This window comes from Phenylobacterium sp. FG114 (assembly GCF_057809855.1).
The window spans coordinates 1-14,743 of the sequence record NZ_JBMDKU010000014.1 but is presented as its reverse complement, the minus strand read 5'-3'; the positions used below and the strand labels follow the sequence as shown (position 1 = coordinate 14,743).

18 protein-coding genes are annotated in these 14,743 nt (G+C 69.7%); 11 read left to right on the top strand and 7 right to left on the bottom strand.

The features are described from left to right. Nucleotides 1–225 precede the first annotated feature (225 nt). Complete coding sequence (locus ACODSY_RS20620; protein WP_488953767.1) at nt 226–1,242, top strand: acyltransferase family protein; 1,017 nt, start codon at nt 226–228, stop codon at nt 1,240–1,242. A 789-nt stretch (nt 1,243–2,031) separates the two neighbouring features. Here ACODSY_RS20620 and ACODSY_RS20615 read toward each other — a convergent pair. Then, a complete protein-coding gene (locus ACODSY_RS20615; protein WP_488953766.1) occupies nt 2,032–2,670 on the bottom strand; it encodes a TlpA family protein disulfide reductase in 639 nt (212 codons plus the stop codon). Here ACODSY_RS20615 and argH point away from each other — a divergent pair, their 5' ends adjacent. Genes argH through ACODSY_RS20595 form a run of 4 tightly spaced genes read left to right on the top strand, consistent with a single transcriptional unit; the run spans nt 2,671 to nt 6,756 of the window. Then, nucleotides 2,671–4,107, top strand: a complete 1,437-nt coding sequence (argH, locus tag ACODSY_RS20610) for an argininosuccinate lyase (RefSeq protein ID WP_488953765.1) — start codon at nt 2,671–2,673, stop codon at nt 4,105–4,107. Next, nucleotides 4,104–4,484 (top strand): hypothetical protein, encoded by a 381-nt coding sequence (locus tag ACODSY_RS20605; RefSeq protein WP_488953764.1) that lies wholly within the window; start codon nt 4,104–4,106, stop codon nt 4,482–4,484. The genes argH and ACODSY_RS20605 overlap by 4 nt, the downstream gene beginning before the upstream one ends. Beyond that, nucleotides 4,481–5,752, top strand: a complete 1,272-nt coding sequence (gene lysA / locus ACODSY_RS20600; RefSeq protein WP_488953763.1) for a diaminopimelate decarboxylase — start codon at nt 4,481–4,483, stop codon at nt 5,750–5,752. Before ACODSY_RS20605 ends, lysA begins: the two co-directional genes overlap by 4 nt. Continuing rightward, a complete protein-coding gene (locus ACODSY_RS20595) occupies nt 5,740–6,756 on the top strand; it encodes a serine hydrolase domain-containing protein (protein ID WP_488953762.1) in 1,017 nt (338 codons plus the stop codon). The genes lysA and ACODSY_RS20595 overlap by 13 nt, the downstream gene beginning before the upstream one ends. Before the next feature lies 1 nt (nt 6,757). On the opposite strand, the gene ACODSY_RS20590 is transcribed toward ACODSY_RS20595, so the two are convergent. The 4 genes from ACODSY_RS20590 to ACODSY_RS20575 are packed head-to-tail and all read right to left on the bottom strand — an operon-like array spanning nt 6,758 to nt 9,153. Beyond that, nucleotides 6,758–7,234, bottom strand: a complete 477-nt coding sequence (locus tag ACODSY_RS20590; RefSeq protein WP_488953761.1) for a GNAT family N-acetyltransferase — start codon at nt 7,232–7,234, stop codon at nt 6,758–6,760. 2 nt (nt 7,235–7,236) lie between these two features. Next, nucleotides 7,237–7,803: a helix-turn-helix domain-containing protein gene (locus ACODSY_RS20585; RefSeq protein ID WP_488953760.1), complete on the bottom strand. Its 567-nt coding sequence runs from the start codon at nt 7,801–7,803 to the stop codon at nt 7,237–7,239. A gap of 32 nt (nt 7,804–7,835) precedes the next feature. After that, nucleotides 7,836–8,369 (bottom strand): phosphoribosyltransferase, encoded by a 534-nt coding sequence (locus ACODSY_RS20580; protein ID WP_488953759.1) that lies wholly within the window; start codon nt 8,367–8,369, stop codon nt 7,836–7,838. Next, nucleotides 8,356–9,153, bottom strand: coding sequence for an MJ0042-type zinc finger domain-containing protein (locus tag ACODSY_RS20575; protein WP_488953758.1), 798 nt, complete (start codon nt 9,151–9,153; stop codon nt 8,356–8,358). The genes ACODSY_RS20580 and ACODSY_RS20575 overlap by 14 nt, the downstream gene beginning before the upstream one ends. Nucleotides 9,154–9,225: 72 nt before the next feature. Between ACODSY_RS20575 and ftsE the strand changes: the two genes are divergently transcribed. Genes ftsE through ACODSY_RS20555 form a run of 4 tightly spaced genes read left to right on the top strand, consistent with a single transcriptional unit; the run spans nt 9,226 to nt 12,165 of the window. Continuing rightward, complete coding sequence (gene ftsE / locus ACODSY_RS20570) at nt 9,226–9,948, top strand: cell division ATP-binding protein FtsE (protein WP_488953757.1); 723 nt, start codon at nt 9,226–9,228, stop codon at nt 9,946–9,948. Continuing rightward, nucleotides 9,945–10,835: a cell division protein FtsX gene (locus ACODSY_RS20565; protein WP_488953756.1), complete on the top strand. Its 891-nt coding sequence runs from the start codon at nt 9,945–9,947 to the stop codon at nt 10,833–10,835. The genes ftsE and ACODSY_RS20565 overlap by 4 nt, the downstream gene beginning before the upstream one ends. Further along, nucleotides 10,835–11,464, top strand: coding sequence for a YdcF family protein (locus tag ACODSY_RS20560; protein ID WP_488953755.1), 630 nt, complete (start codon nt 10,835–10,837; stop codon nt 11,462–11,464). The genes ACODSY_RS20565 and ACODSY_RS20560 overlap by 1 nt, the downstream gene beginning before the upstream one ends. Further along, nucleotides 11,461–12,165, top strand: a complete 705-nt coding sequence (locus ACODSY_RS20555; RefSeq protein WP_488953754.1) for a lysophospholipid acyltransferase family protein — start codon at nt 11,461–11,463, stop codon at nt 12,163–12,165. Before ACODSY_RS20560 ends, ACODSY_RS20555 begins: the two co-directional genes overlap by 4 nt. Here ACODSY_RS20555 and ACODSY_RS20550 read toward each other — a convergent pair. Continuing rightward, on the bottom strand, nt 12,162–12,698 hold the full coding sequence (locus ACODSY_RS20550; protein WP_488953753.1) for a gamma-glutamylcyclotransferase: 537 nt from the start codon (nt 12,696–12,698) through the stop codon (nt 12,162–12,164). The genes ACODSY_RS20555 and ACODSY_RS20550 overlap by 4 nt on opposite strands. 29 nt (nt 12,699–12,727) lie before the next feature. Here ACODSY_RS20550 and ACODSY_RS20545 point away from each other — a divergent pair, with 29 nt between their 5' ends. Then, nucleotides 12,728–13,771, top strand: coding sequence for a DUF2125 domain-containing protein (locus ACODSY_RS20545; protein ID WP_488953752.1), 1,044 nt, complete (start codon nt 12,728–12,730; stop codon nt 13,769–13,771). Between the two features lie 18 nt (nt 13,772–13,789). Beyond that, a complete protein-coding gene (locus ACODSY_RS20540; RefSeq protein WP_488953751.1) occupies nt 13,790–14,410 on the top strand; it encodes a class I SAM-dependent methyltransferase in 621 nt (206 codons plus the stop codon). On the opposite strand, the gene ACODSY_RS20535 is transcribed toward ACODSY_RS20540, so the two are convergent. Beyond that, nucleotides 14,407–14,604, bottom strand: coding sequence for a hypothetical protein (locus ACODSY_RS20535; protein ID WP_488953750.1), 198 nt, complete (start codon nt 14,602–14,604; stop codon nt 14,407–14,409). The genes ACODSY_RS20540 and ACODSY_RS20535 overlap by 4 nt on opposite strands. Between the last annotated feature and the right edge of the window lie 139 nt (nt 14,605–14,743).

Genomic DNA, 14,743 nt, shown 5'->3' with positions numbered 1-14,743 from the left:
CCACGGGTCCGTTGATGTCCGGATTGGCCGAGCGGACCCCGACAAGGCCGCCCCGGGCCGCCTTGCCGGATCTCGTGATGCAGTGGCTCAGGGCTCAATCTTCGATCCCACCGAGCCGCTGAAGGGCCGCGGCCGCGAGCAGCCCATTATCGGGGTCTTACGGACCGCCCACTCGCTCCGAGCGCGAGATGGCTTGACTACGGGCGCCCGCGGCGGCCCCATACGATGGTGGTGGGGCGCCGATTTGAAACTCTAGATGGGCTTAGGGGCGTCGCGGCGTTGGCCGTTGCGCTGATGCATCTTTGCGGACCGCTGAGCTTACCAGCGTCGCCCAGCGCTTACCTTGCTGTCGACTTCTTCTTCATGCTGAGCGGTTTCGTGATCGCGACCGCTTACGAGGAGCGGTTGAAGGATGGCATGGGGCCGATGCAGTTCTTCTGGATCCGCGTCGTACGCCTTTGGCCATTGCTGGCTCTTGGAGTTGGCCTTAGCGCCCTTTACCTCCTGGCGGAGGGCACAGCCCTGGTGAACGTGGCTGTCGCGAGCGCCTTGGCTTTGTTCTACTTGCCCACGCCGCCCGCCCTGTCACCCCACGGCTGGTTCTTCCTCGCTGACTATCCGACGTGGTCGCTCGCCTATGAGATGGCGATCAACATCGCCTTCGCCCTAGCCGTCAGTCTCCTGACCACGCGCCGGCTCGTGAGCATGATTGCCGTGCTGGCCGTCTTGCTCGTCCTGGGCGGGATCTATCGCGGCTGGCTGAACCGTGGCGTAACCTGGGACGGCATCCCGTTGGCGACGGTACGCGTCTCTTTTGGATTCTTGGTCGGCGTCCTCCTGCGACGCCTATTCTCAGGGGCCAATACCCAGTCCGACGGGCGAGTGGCGGCGATCGCTGTCGTGCTGACCCTTGCGCTATCCCTCGGTCCTGGTCGCTGGTGGTTCGACCTTCCGACGACGATGATCCTCTTTCCGCTCGTGATCCTGACTGCAGCAGCCGTAGAACCAGGACCGCTCACCAGCACGGCGGCAAGGTGGCTCGGGCGAACTTCTTACGCCGTCTACGTCCTTCACGTCCCGGTGGGCTATGCCACGATCATGGTGCTAGAGGCGTTCGGTGTTCCGCCCGTCCTAGTCGTCACTGCGGCGATGGCTGTAGTCGCGGTAAGCGCGGATCTCGCCGACCGCTTCTGGGACCCGTGGTTGCGGCGCATTCTGAAGTCCCGCCTGCTGCCCGCCTAGGAAGCTGCTTCGCCTGGTCATGGCGACGGTGGCGTTCCTTCTGGCCGCATCGAACGCGGCGAGTTCAGAAGCGCGACGGCTATGGCTCGAGTGATACCGCCAGCGAGTCGAGCGCCACATCGGTCAACAACACTTGGCCCCGCTTGGCCACGTCCTCGCCCAGGTGGCTGGCCTTGTTCACGGCGTCGCCGAAGAGATCGTCGCCACGCGCTGCAGCTCAACCTCGGCCAAGAGGGCTTCGCGAGTGGCGCGGGCCAGCTCGGCGCGGCGACCCAGCCGCCCACGTCGGAACGCGACGCGGTAGCGGACCGAACCGACGGGCTGGAACGAATACGAACGCCTGGACTGCGACGAACTCGTCGACGAACTGGACCGCCTGGCCGACACGCCGGAGGACGAGCCCATCGACCTCGAGCGCCTGGACGCGGCCCTGGAGGCCGGCGTCGCGCGCCTTCGCCGCGGCGTCCGGGCCCTGCGGCCCCGCCCGGTCTCCACGCCCGGGCGCCCCCCACGCGCCAGCCTGATGGCCGGCGCCGCCGTGCTTCGCCTCGTGGATTCGTCCTGAGGTCGCCCCCCCGAACACTGCGCTTACCGCCTCGACCTCAGCCAGCCGACCACCCAACGCCAGCCGCACGCGCCCTGGCGCATTTCCGCATGCGCCGACATCGAGAAGCGGCCAGGGCGAACGTCCGGGATGGGTGGTTGGGAGCCATCTCCTTTCCCAGGCGCGGCAGCGCCGTGGGAGAGGAGCAACTCGCGAAATGTCCGACTGGGGTCGGACTCCCGCCCCTAACCCGCCAGCGCCTTGTCCACCAGCGCGCGGGCCTCCGCGCCCGACCAGTCGGCTTCGCCGGCCACGCGGGCCACTTCCATTCCGTCCTTGCCGTAGATCACCGTCGTGGGCGCGCCGGGGGCCGGCGGCGAGAGCTTGAACGGCAGCTTCATTTCGCGGTCGTGGTAGAACTTCAGCGGCTCGTGCTGGGCGATGAACAGCCGCGCCTTGGCCGCGGAGCTCTCGGAATCGATGCTGACGGTCACGACCTCGACCGGCTGGCCCTTGTAGGCGGCCTGCAGCTTGGCCAGGGTCGGCATCTCGGTGACGCACGGCCCGCACCAGGTGGCCCAGATGTTCATCACCACCACCTTGCCCTTGAGGTCGGCGATCTTCATCGCCTTCCCGCCGGCGTCGTAGAAGGTGTAGTCGGGCGCCGGCGTCGGCTGGGCGGGCGTCGTGACCTTGCTGGCGAGCGACGCCACCGCCGCGGGCGCGCCGGTGTTCTTCGCGGTCGGCGCAGGCGGCGTGGTGGAAGCCGAGCCGATGATGTAGACAACCGCCGCGACGCCCGCGAGGGCGGCGCCCCACAGGCCCCAGGTCAAAGCGCCGGCCTTGGGCTTGCCCGCCGCGCCTGTTTCCGGACCTTCGCTCATATGACCAATTCTTCCTCAGCCCCGCCCGCTGGACCGTCCTCCCCTGGGTCGTCGGGGGCGGGACAGGCCATGTGGGGCGGCAGGTTCTCCGACAAGCCTGCCGAGCTGATGCAGGCGATCAACGTCTCCATCGGCTTCGACAAGCGGCTCGCGGCGCAGGACCTTGCCGGGTCCCGAGCGCACGCCGCGATGTTGCGCACCGCGGGCGTGATTACAAGCGAGGACGAGGCGACCATCCAGGCGGGCCTCGAGACGATCGAGGCCGAGATCGAGGCCGGGACCTTCCCGTTCCGCGACGAGTACGAAGACATCCACATGAACGTGGAGGCGCGCCTGCGCGAGCTGATCGGCCCGGCCGCGGGCCGACTGCACACCGCCCGCTCGCGCAACGACCAGGTGGCGCTCGACTTCCGCATGTGGGTCCGCGACGCCTGCGATCGCACCGCCGGCCAGATCCGGGCGCTTCAGAAGGCCCTGCTCGCCAAGGCGGACGAGCACGCCGATGCGGTCATGCCCGGCTTCACCCATCTGCAGCCCGCCCAGCCGGTCACCTTCGGCCACCACCTGATGGCCTATGTGGAGATGTTCGGCCGCGACGCCGCCCGCTTCGCCGACGCCCGCGCGCGGATGAACGAAAGCCCGCTGGGCGCCGCCGCCCTGGCCGGCTCGCCCTTCCCCATCGATCGGCACATGACCGCCAAGGCGCTGGGCTTCGACCGGCCGACCGCCAATTCGCTGGACAGCGTCGCCGACCGGGACTTCGCCCTGGAAAGCCTCGCCGCCGCCAGCATCTGCGCGGTTCACCTGTCGCGCCTGGCCGAGGAGATCGTGATCTGGATGACGCCGCAGTTCGGCTTCATCCGGCTCAGTGACGCCTTCACCACCGGCAGCTCGATCATGCCGCAGAAGAAGAACCCCGACGCCGCCGAGCTGGTGCGCGCCAAGGTGGGCCGCCTGCTGGGCTCGTTCACCCAGCTCAGCGTGGTGATGAAGGGACTGCCGCTGACCTATTCGAAGGACATGCAGGAGGACAAGGTCCCCACCTTCGAGGCCTTCGACGCCCTGGAGCTCAGCTTGCGGGCGATGGCCGGCATGGTCGCCGATCTGGAGCCGGTGCGCCCGACGATGGCCGCCGCCGCCGGCGCGGGCTTCTCCACCGCGACCGACCTCGCAGACTGGCTGGTGCGCGAACTGAACCTGCCGTTCCGCGACGCCCACCACGTGACGGGCGGCGCCGTGAAGAAGGCCGAGGAACTGGGCGTCGGTCTGCCCGACCTGCCCATCGGCGAACTTCAGGCCTTGGATCAACGCATCACGCCTGCCATCTACGACGTGCTCACGCCGGAGGCCTCCGTGGCCAGCCGGAAGAGCTATGGTGGAACCGCGCCGGACCAGGTCCGCGCCCAGATCAAGCGTTGGAAGGAAGCCCTGGCATGAGCCGTCGCACGCGTCTTCAGTCGAAGTGGGAACCGGTTCGACGTCCGGAAGGCGCGAAAGCCAAGGTAGCGCGGCGACGCCGCGCGGGTGCTCTCACGAGCGCCCTGATCCTGGCCGCCGGTCTCGCCGGCTGCGGCAAGGTCGGCCAGCTCGAGCGCCCCGGCCCGCTGTTCGGCGCCGAGCGCAACCGCACCCGCGACGCCGACGACGCCCAGCGGCAGCAGGACCCGACACGGCCGGTCGACACCGTCGACCCGCGCGACCGCTCGACCGATCCGGCGCCGCCGCGCACCTTGCCGATCCCGGGCACCAATCGCGGCCCCGGCGCGGTGGCCCCGCAAAGCGCCATGCCCGACCCCTATTCCAACCCGCGATGAACCACTTCGAGCTTCTGGAGGGCGAGCTCGCGTGTGAAGGCGTTCTGCTGTCCCGCATCGCCGAGGCGGTCGGGACGCCAGTCTATGTCTATTCGTCGGCGACACTGGAACGGCACTTCACCGTCCTGCGCGACGCCCTGACGGGCGCCGGCCTGAAGGATCCGCTGATCGCCTTCGCTGTGAAGGCCAACTCGAACGTCGCCGTGCTGCGCACCCTGGCCAACCTGGGCGCTGGCGCTGATGTGGTGTCCGAGGGCGAGGTTCGCCGCGCCCTGGCGGCCGGCGTGCCGCCGGAACGGATCGTCTTCTCGGGCGTCGGCAAGACCGAGGGCGAGATCGCCTTCGCGGTCGACGCCGGCGTGGCCGAGATCAACGTCGAGTCCGAGCCCGAGCTGCACCTGGTCAACCGCGTGGCCCAGCAGATGGGCAAGCGGGCCACCGTGGCCATCCGGGTGAACCCGGACGTCGAGGCCGGGGGGCACGCCAAGATCGCCACCGGCAAGGCCGAGAACAAGTTCGGCGTCAGCTTCTCCGAAGCCGAACGGCTCTATGCCAACGCCTCGAACATGGCCGGCGTCCGCCCCGCCGGCGTCGCTTGCCACATCGGCAGCCAGATCACCGACCTGGCGCCCATGGAGGCGGCCTTCACCAAGATGCGCGGCCTTGTCGAACGGCTGAAGGCCGAGGGTCTGTCGGTCGAGCGGCTCGACCTGGGCGGCGGCCTGGGCGTGCCCTACTTCAACCAGCCCGAGCCGCCCTCGCCCGCCGACTATGCCGCCATGATCGGCCGCGTGACCCGTGGCCTGGAGGTCCAGCTCGCCTTCGAGCCCGGCCGGATGATCGCCGCCAACGCCGGCGTTCTCGTCGCCCAGGTGAACCACGTGCACGAGCGGCCCGAGGGGCGGAAGTTTCTGGTGCTCGACGCGGCCATGAACGACCTGCTGCGTCCCGCCATGTACGACGCCTACCACGACATCCGGCCCCTGAAGCCGCGGGACGGCGAGCTGGTGACCTACGACGTGGTCGGCCCGGTCTGCGAGACCGGCGACACCTTCACCCGTGACCGGCCGCTGCCGCCGATGCAGGCCGGCGACCTGGTGGCCTTCATGAGCGCCGGCGCCTACGGCGCGGCCATGGCCAGCGAGTACAACTCGCGCCTGCTGGTTCCCGAGGTGCTGGTGAAGGGCGACCAGTTCGCTGTCGTCCGTCCGCGACCGACCTATCAGGACATGCTGGACAAGGAACGCTCGGCCCCATGGCTGGACTGATCGGCCGCAGGACCGTTCTGGCGGCCGGCGCGGCCGCCCTCGCCGCCCCGGCGTATGCCAGGGCCCGTTGGTCGGAGCCCAAGCTGAACGCGTTCCGCGCCGAGGCCAAGGCGTTGGAGGTCAAGGGCCTGGTGGTCCTGCACGCCGGTCACACCCTGGTCTCGGATGGCGACGTCTCGGCCGCCGACCGCATCGCCTCGGTGCGCAAGTCGTTCCTGTCGGCGTTGTACGGCATCGCCGTGCGCGACAAGCAGATCGACCTGGATCAGACCCTCGCCCAGGTCGGGGTCGACGACTACACGCCCCTCACCGAGGTTGAGCGCGGCGCCACGATCCGCCAGCTACTGGAGGCGCGCTCGGGCGTTTACATACCCTCGTCGGCCGAGACGCCGGCGATGAAGGCGGCACGGCCCGCCCGCGGCAGCCACCCGCCGGGGACGTTCTGGTACTACAACAACTGGGACTTCAACGCCCTGGGCGAGGCCTATCAGCGCCTCACCGGCACGCCGCTGTTCACCGCCTTCGAACACCAGCTCGCCCGGCCGCTGGGCTTCCAGGACTTCGATCCGCTGAAGCACGCGCGCTGGGGCTACGACACCGCCCAGCCGCGCTTCCCGGCCTACAATCTCTGGCTCTCCGCGCGCGACATGGCCCGCTTCGGCCAGCTCGTCCTTCAAAAGGGCCGATGGCAGGGCCGCGAGCTGATCCCGGCCTCGTGGGTGGCCGAGAGCACCCGGGCGATCTCCCGCACCGGCGATCCCGGCATCATGTCGGGCTACGGCTATCTCTGGTGGGTCGACGCCGACCCGGCGGCCAGCGGCCTGCCGCCCGGCAGCTACACCGCGGCCGGAAACGGCGGCCGCTATATCGTGGTGATGCCCGCCATCGACACCGTGGTCTCGATCCAGTCCTACGAACTGGAAGGCCGGCCACAGGCCAGGCTCTACGTCGAGAAGGCCCTGAACCGCCTCCTGCTGATGCTGACGGCCGCCTACGAGGCCTGAGTCACAGCTCCAGGTGCATGAACTGGTTGAAGGCGCTGCCGACATAGTCCGAGAACGCGCCGCCCGGCTGGAAGCCCCGCGCGCGGTACATGGCCAGCGCCGCCTCGAACGCCTCGCCGCTGCCGGTCTCCAGGCTTAGGCGGCGGAAGCCGCGGCGGCGCGCCTCCGCGATGATCTCATCAAGGATCGCTGCACCCGCGCCCCGTCGCAAATGATCGGGGTGGGTGCGCATCGACTTGATCTCGCCCGTGCCGTCACCCAGCGCCTTCAGGGCCCCGATGGCGGCGATCCGGTCGCCGCGCCAGGCGCTCCAGAGCGTGACCTCCGGCTCCCGAAGGCCAGAGTCGTCCAGCGCGAAGCAATGCCCCGGCGGCGAGCTGTCCTGCATTCCGGCAAGATGCAGGCGCAGCAGGTCCTGGGTCTGCGGGTTCGACAGGTCGTCCCTACGCACGATGAGGGGAACGAGGGCGGCGTCCATGGTCAGATCCTCACGAGGGCGACGACATACGAGCACGGCAGCGTGCTCTGGTTGGCGATGACGACGGGCGCCGGCGCGCCGAAGCCCAGGCAGTCGCCGGCGCGCAGAACGTGGCGTTCGCCGCCCTCGTGCACGACCAGCTCGCCGGCGGTCACCCAGACGGCCTGACGGATGCGGGCGTAGGCCGAGGCTGGGAACTCAACCTGCCGGCCCGGCGGCAGCTCGACCTGTACCAGCTCCTGCGGGTGATCCGGGCGGCTGTAGATCTGGCGACGGACGTAGCCGGTGTCAGGGTCTCGCCACACCGCCTGGTCCTCGGACCGCGCCAGCCGCCCGGCGTCGCCTTCCGCCCGCAGCAGCAGGCCCGCCAAAGTAAGTTCGAAAGCTGTCGCCAGACGGACTAGGATGACAGCGGTGGGACTGACCTCCCCGCGTTCGATCTTGCTGATCGCGGCCTTGGAGACGCCCGAGCGCTCCGACAGTTCTGAGAGGGACCAGCCGCGCGCCTCGCGTTCCAGCAGGATGCGCCGCGCGAGCTTCGCCGAGGAGTCGTCAACTAAACTATCCATTCGTCTCCTATGAGAGACGAATTTCAGGATGTCTAGTCCATTGCGCCGATGTAGGGGAGGCCGCGCATCGTCCCGGCCACATCCAGGCCGTAGCCCACGAGGAACCGCCCTGGCGCCTCCCACGCGACGAAATCTGGTTCCATCGCCCGGGGCGTCGGCCACGGCTTGCGCGCGAAGACGGCGGTCAGCACCTCGGTGGCGCCCGAGTCCTTCACGAGGCGGGCAGCCTCGGACAGCGAGAGGCCCGTGTCGAACACGTCGTCGACCACAAGGGCCTTCCGGCCGGCGATGGGCCGCTGCAGGTCGGCGCGCACCTCGCACCGGCCACTCGACTGGCGCTCGTCCTTGTACGAGGCCAGCCACAGGGCGTCGAACCGCACCGTCCGCCCCTGTCGCGCCAGGGCGCGCGTGATGTCGGCCGCGAACCAGATGCCCCCGGTCAGCAGGCAGACCACCACGGTCTCGTCGTCGATGCGCGGCGCGATCTGCGCGGCCAACGCCTCGATCCGGCTGGCGATCTCGTCCTCGGGAATCAGGACGGTGGGCTGCTGCTCAGTGCTGCTCATTTTTTTTCAGGGCGTGAGGAGAGTCGGCAGGAAGCGGCTGGGCCTCCACGGCGGCCGGCGCCGCCGGCTCGGCCTGGGTCTCGACCGGCGTCGCGTGCTCCTTGGCGGCGGGCTCGAAGGCGATATCCAGCACGTCGGCGCCCGCCGGCGGATCCGGCAGCGAAACGGCGAAGTAGCGCGTCGCGCCGGGCGGTATCCGGGCGTTCAACGGTTGGGCCAGCAGGCTGGCGACCGGCTTGCCCGCCTTGTCCAGCAGGCTGAACCGCATCGGCGGAACTTCGGTGGCCTGCTTGTTGACGTTGTGGATCGACCCGGTCACCGACCAGACAGGCTTGCCGCCCTGCAGCACCGGTTGCGACTTGGCGTCGATCACGAGGCCGAACATGTTCACCGGCAAGCCGATGGCGGCGAACACGGGCGCGGTGGCGGGTGCGACGCCCACCACCTGCTGCCTGAAAATTACCGCCGCGCCCAGCGCGACGGCCAGCACCGCGGCGATGCTTGCGCCGACGACCAGGCCACGCGATGCCTTCTTCTTCTCAGCCGGCTTGTGGGCCGAAACCGTGGGGGCGGCGACGAACTCGAGGTCGTCCTCGGGCGCGGGCGGCCGCGGTCCCTCGACCAGCATCTCGTCCTCGGGCGGCTCACCCTCTGCGATCGATCGGTCCTGGTACGCGCGCCACCGGTTCCCGCAGGTCGTACACTTGACCATGCGCCCGCCCCGCGGGATGCGCAGGTCGTCGACGAAATAGCTGGTGGCGCACTCTGGGCAGGTCAGTATCATGAGGTCGAATCGGACGCTCCAGCACCCTCACTCCGAGGTCGCCGATTTCGGCCTCCATGTCCAGAAACGCCCATGACGCCGCCGGTTGATACATCGGCCGACGAGATCCTCCGTTTCGCCGGCGTTTCCATGCGCTACGGACGCGGCCCCGAGGTCCTGAGCGACGTCTCGCTGAGCCTGCCGCGCGGGTCGTTCCATTTCGTCACGGGGCCGTCCGGGGCTGGAAAGAGCTCGCTCCTCAAGCTGATCTACCTGGCGGCGCGACCCTCGTCGGGTTCGGTGCGGCTGTTCGGCGAGGACATCGACGCCCTGTCCGCGCGAGATCTGCCGCCGATCCGCCGCCGTATCGGCGTGGTGTTCCAGGACCTGCTGCTGCTGGACCATCTGTCGGCCTTCGACAATACGGCCCTGCCCCTGCGCATCGCCGGCCACAAGCCCTCGGAATACCGCAACGACGTCGCCGAGCTGCTGACCTGGGTGGGCCTCGGCCAGCGGATGAACGCCCTGCCGCCAACCCTCGCCGGCGGCGAGAAACAGCGGCTGGCCATCGCCCGCGCGGTGGTCAACCGGCCCGAGATCCTTCTGGCCGACGAGCCCACCGGCAACGTCGACCACGAGATGGCGCTGCGCATCTACCGCCTGTTCGTCGAACTGAACCGCCTGGGCACCACGATCATCATCGCCACGCACGACCAGGACCTGGTCGCCCGGTCGGCGCGACCCGTGCTGCACCTCGACAAGGGCCGCCTGCGTCCGCTGCCGCCGCAGGGTCCCGTCGCGGAGCCGGCGGAATGAGCGAACCCTTCGATCCCTCGCGCTGGCGGCCGGCTTCGTTCCTGCCCGAGGAAGACGCACGCGATCCCGCGCTGCTGTTCGTGGTGGCGGTGCTGTGCTTCCTGGCCTGCCTGACCGGACTGGGCGTGATCGCGGGCAACCGGGCAGCCCAGGGGTGGGCCAGCCAGCTCACCGGCGAGGCCACGGTCATCGTCCGCGCCCGCGGCGGCGAAACCCCCGATGCCGCCGCCGCCCGCGCCGCCGAGGCCCTGGCCGGCGTGCCGGGGGTCACCGAGGCGCGCGCCCTGGAGAAGGAAAAGGCCTACGCCCTGATCAAGCCGTGGCTGGGCGACGTGGCAGATCTCGACGACCTGCCCGTCCCGCGATTGGTGGCGGTCGGACTTGACGACAAGAAGCCCGCGACGGCCGCCGCGCTCGGAGCGGCGCTCAAGAACCATGGGCTCGACGCCGTCGTCGACGATCACAGCGTGTGGATCAAGGACATCCGCCACGCGGCCGGCGTCGTCCGCTGGACCGCCGGGACCCTGCTGCTGCTGATCGCAGGCGCCGCCGGCGCGGTGGTCGCCTATGCCACCCGCGCCGGCCTGGCCGCCCGCCGCGACGTGGTCGAGGTCCTGCATCTGGCCGGGGCCGAAGACAGTCAGATCGCCAATCTGTTCGAGCTGCGCTTCGCCCGCATCGCGGCCATCTCCGGCGCGGCCGGCGCGCTGGCGGCCGCGATGCTGGGGGCCGTGCTGCGGCTGGTCGGCGGCGGCCAGGGGATCACGCCGGCTCTCCCCATCGCCTGGATCGACCTGCTGGCCGTCCTCCCCTGCCCGGTGCTCGCCGCCCTCGTTGCGGCGGTGGCGGCGCGCGTGACGGCGCGGCGGCTGATACAGAAGCTCTGATGAAGTCGATCGCCGCCTTCCTCGTCGTGGCGCTGATCTGGTTCTCCGGCCTGCTCGCCTATGCCAGCCGGGTGCAGCACCAGACGCCCGCCCGCGCGCCGGTCCCCGCCCAGGGGATCGTGGCCCTCACGGGCGCCGGATCCAACGAACGGCTGGCCGCAGCCATGGGGCTACTCGAGGACGGCTATGGCCGCCGCGTCCTCGTGTCCGGGGTCAACCGCAAGGCCAGCCGCGAGGACATCCGCAACGTTTCGCGTGCCGTGCGCCGGCTCTACGACTGCTGCGTGGACCTCGGGTTCACCGCCGCAGACACCGTGGGCAACGCGCGCGAGACCGCCGCCTGGGCCCAGGCCATGCGCTACGACCGGCTGATCATCGTCACCGCCGACTACCACATGCCCCGCGCCATGCTGGAGCTGAATGCCGTGCTGCGTGGCACGGGCGTCACCGCCCAGACCTACGCCGTCCCAACCCCGGCCCTGAAGGCGCGCCGCTGGTGGCGCAATCCGCGGGCCGCGCGGTTGATGGTTGTGGAGTATTGCAAGTATCTGGCGATCCTCGGCCGCGAGGCGGTGCTGGGGCTGGGGCCCCGCGAAGCCCCGGCGGCGCAGCAGAAGGCCGGCTCGTGAACGCCCTCCGTTCGATCGTCTACCTCGTTCTGTTCAGCGCCTGGACATCGATCGTGGCCGTCGGCTGCACGCCGATCCTCTTCGGCCCCCGCCACTGGTCGCACCGCATGTTCAACGTCTGGGGCAAGGGCGTCATCGCGCTCCTGGGCCTGGTCGGCGTCCGGGTCGAACTGCGCGGCGCCGAGCATATCCCCACCGGCGCCGCCCTGGTGGCGCCCAAGCACCAGTGCATGCTGGACGTCTTCGCCCAGTTCACGTGGCTTCCCGCCAACGCCTTCGTCATGAAGAAGGAGTTGGCCTGGATCCCGTGGTTCGGCTGGTACGGGAAAAAGGCCGGCGCGATCGTCATCGACCGGGCGGGCGCGGCCAAGACCATGCGCCAGCTCATCCGCGAGGGCGCCGAGCGATTCAAGTGGGGCGCGCAGGTGGTGATCTTCCCGGAAGGCACCCGCCAGCTGATCGGCGCGCCGCCCGACTACAAGCCCGGCATCGCCGCGCTCTACAAGGAGCTGAACGTGCCCGTGTATCCGGTGGCCACCAACGCCGGCGAGCACTGGTCCGCCAAGGGCCTCAAACTGAAGCCCGGCCTGATCGTCTACGAATACCTCGAACCCATCCCACCCGGGCTGAAGCGCGCCGAGTTCATGCGCATCCTCGAAGAGCGGATCGAAGCGAAATCGAACGCCCTGGTCGGAAACTAGGCCGCGAGTTCGCGCGCCTCCACCATGCCGAGCAGCCGCTCCATGCCTACGTCCCGCACCCGCATCTCGCGCAGGTGGTCCACCAGGTCGCGGAGATAGTCGACGTTCTTGCCGGACAGGCCCGTGGCGCCTGCGATCAGCTCGGCTTGGCGCTCATGGCTCAGCGCGCCCGCCCACTGCGGGTGATGCACGTCCGACAGGAAACACAGCGCCTCGACCCGCCGGCCGTCGTCCAGGCGAACGAAGCGGCGGGCCTCGATGTAGGTCTCGGTCGGCTGCTCGCGTTCCAGCAGATAGGCGTAGACCTCGTCCCAATCCTTGTCGTCGACCCGGTAGCCGGCCCCGCGGCAGGCCCCGCCCGGCGCCAGGCCCAGCACAAGGCCCGGCCGTTCATAGGTGCCGCGATGATGGACTGAATAGATGCAGAAGGCCCGGCGGCGCCCGTGTAAGGTGGCGCCTCGCCGCTCCGCGAACGGGAATCCCGGCCGCCACATCAGCGAACCATAGCCGAAGACCCACCGTTCCGACGCCATACGCCCCTCGAACCATCCTGAAGACGTCTGTGCCCGATCCGTCCGCGCCCCGCAAACTGAGCCGCCTCCGCCTCTATGTCGCCTTCGGGCTGGCCTTCGTTCTGGTCATTGCCTGGACCGCCGCCTGGATCTGGGCGCGGGGCGAAGCCAAGTCCCGCATCGACGCCGGCGCCGAGGCGCTGCGTACCGCGGGCTACGAGGTGGCCTGGAAGGAGCGCAGCATCGGCGGCTATCCGTTCCGGCTGAACGTGAAGCTGACCGACGCGCGGATTCGAGACCGCTCCGGCTGGGCCCTGGAAACGCCCGAGCTGGAGGCCCAGGCCTTCATGCACGCGCCCACCACCTGGCTGATCGCCGCGCCGCAGGGCCTGACGTTCGTGCGTCCGCTGGGCGGTCCCGTGCAGGTCACCGGCAAGCTGATCCGAGCGAGCATCAGTCACTTGACCAACACCCCGCCGAACTTCTCGTTCGAGGGCGCGGAACTGCGCTTCCAGCCCGCGGCCGGCGCCCAGCCCTTTGGCTTGCAAGCGGCCGAACGGGTCGAGTTCCACCTGCGCCAAGCCCCTAGCGAGGTCGGCGACGAGGGCGGCGTCTGGCTGACGGTGAAGAATGGCAAGGCCCAACTCTCTGGCCTCCTCGGGCGCATCGCCGGCGAGAAACCGATCTCCATCGAATGGGACGGCAGGATGTCGAAGATCAGCGCCTTCCACGGCCGCGATTGGCCCAGCGCCGTGCGGAGCTGGACCGCGGCCGGTGGCCAGATGAGCGTCAAGCGCGGCGGCCTTACGGCGGGCGACGCCCTGATCGGCGTCAACGCCGGCACGCTGCGGGTCGGAACGGACGGACGGGCCGTCGGGGTGCTGGACGTCTCGCTCCGCCAGGCGCCCCGTGCGCTCGGCGCCCTGGGCTCCACCGGGACGATCCCGCAGGACCGCGCCGACGCTGCGGCCGCCGTCGCCCAGGCGCGCCAGGACGGCGACGTCGCCCGCGCCACGCTCAACTTCGAGGCGGGGCAAACGACGCTGGGGCCCGTCGCCATCGCCCCTGCACCCAAGGTGTACGAACCGAACTGACTGGGCCATGCTGGGCGCATGGCTTCGCTCTACGATCGCTTCGTCCTGCCCAAGCTTCTCAAGTGCGCCTGCTCGGCCAAGCCGATGATGAAGCAGCGCGCCAAGGTCGTGCCCCTGGCCGACGGCCGGGTGCTGGAGCTGGGCATCGGGATGGGCCTGAACCTGGGCTTCTACGACGCGGCGAAGGTCGAGAGCGTTACGGGCGTCGATCCGGCGCCGGAGCTTCGCGCGGTGGCGGAAGCCGCGCCGCGCGATCCGAGGTTGTCGGTCAAGGTGGAGGACGGCACGGCCGAGGCCCTGCCGTTCGAGGACGGCAGCTTCGACTGCGTGGTCTGCACCTTCACCCTGTGCTCGGTGCAGGCGCCGGCGGCGGCCCTGTCTGAGGCGCGGCGGGTGCTGAAGCCTGGCGGACGCTTCCTCTACTGCGAGCACGGCTTGGCGCCCGAGCCCGACGTCGCCAAGTGGCAGCGCCGGATCGAGCCGGTCTGGAAACGCCTCGCCGGCGGCTGCCACCTCACGCGCCCGGTCACGTCGGCGATCGCGGCCGCCGGGTTCACGGTGCGGCGTCAGGACAGCATGTACGTCCCTGGAACCCCGCGCTTTGCCGGCTGGAACGAGTGGGGCGAGGCGACGCCTTAGTTGGCGAGGTCGGTGACCGGCAGGGCGAAGGCCCGGAACCGGCTGGGCAGACGCATCGCGGCGCGGGTGGCGTCGCGAACGTTCTGGAAGTGTTGCGCGGAATCAGAGGCGTCGGTCCACGCGACCGGCGCAGCTTCCGCAAGGTACTCAAGCCCGTCCGACTTGGTCCGGGCCACGACAACGGAAGACACCATCGGTAAGTCTCCATTCGGGCCAGCGTGCCGAATTGGCTCGCCTAACGCGTTACGCAACAAGTCGCGTGCCAGACGCATGGCGTTTGACGTGACCCCCTGAAACTCAGCCAGGAATAGCTAGAGTCCGCCCGACCAAAGG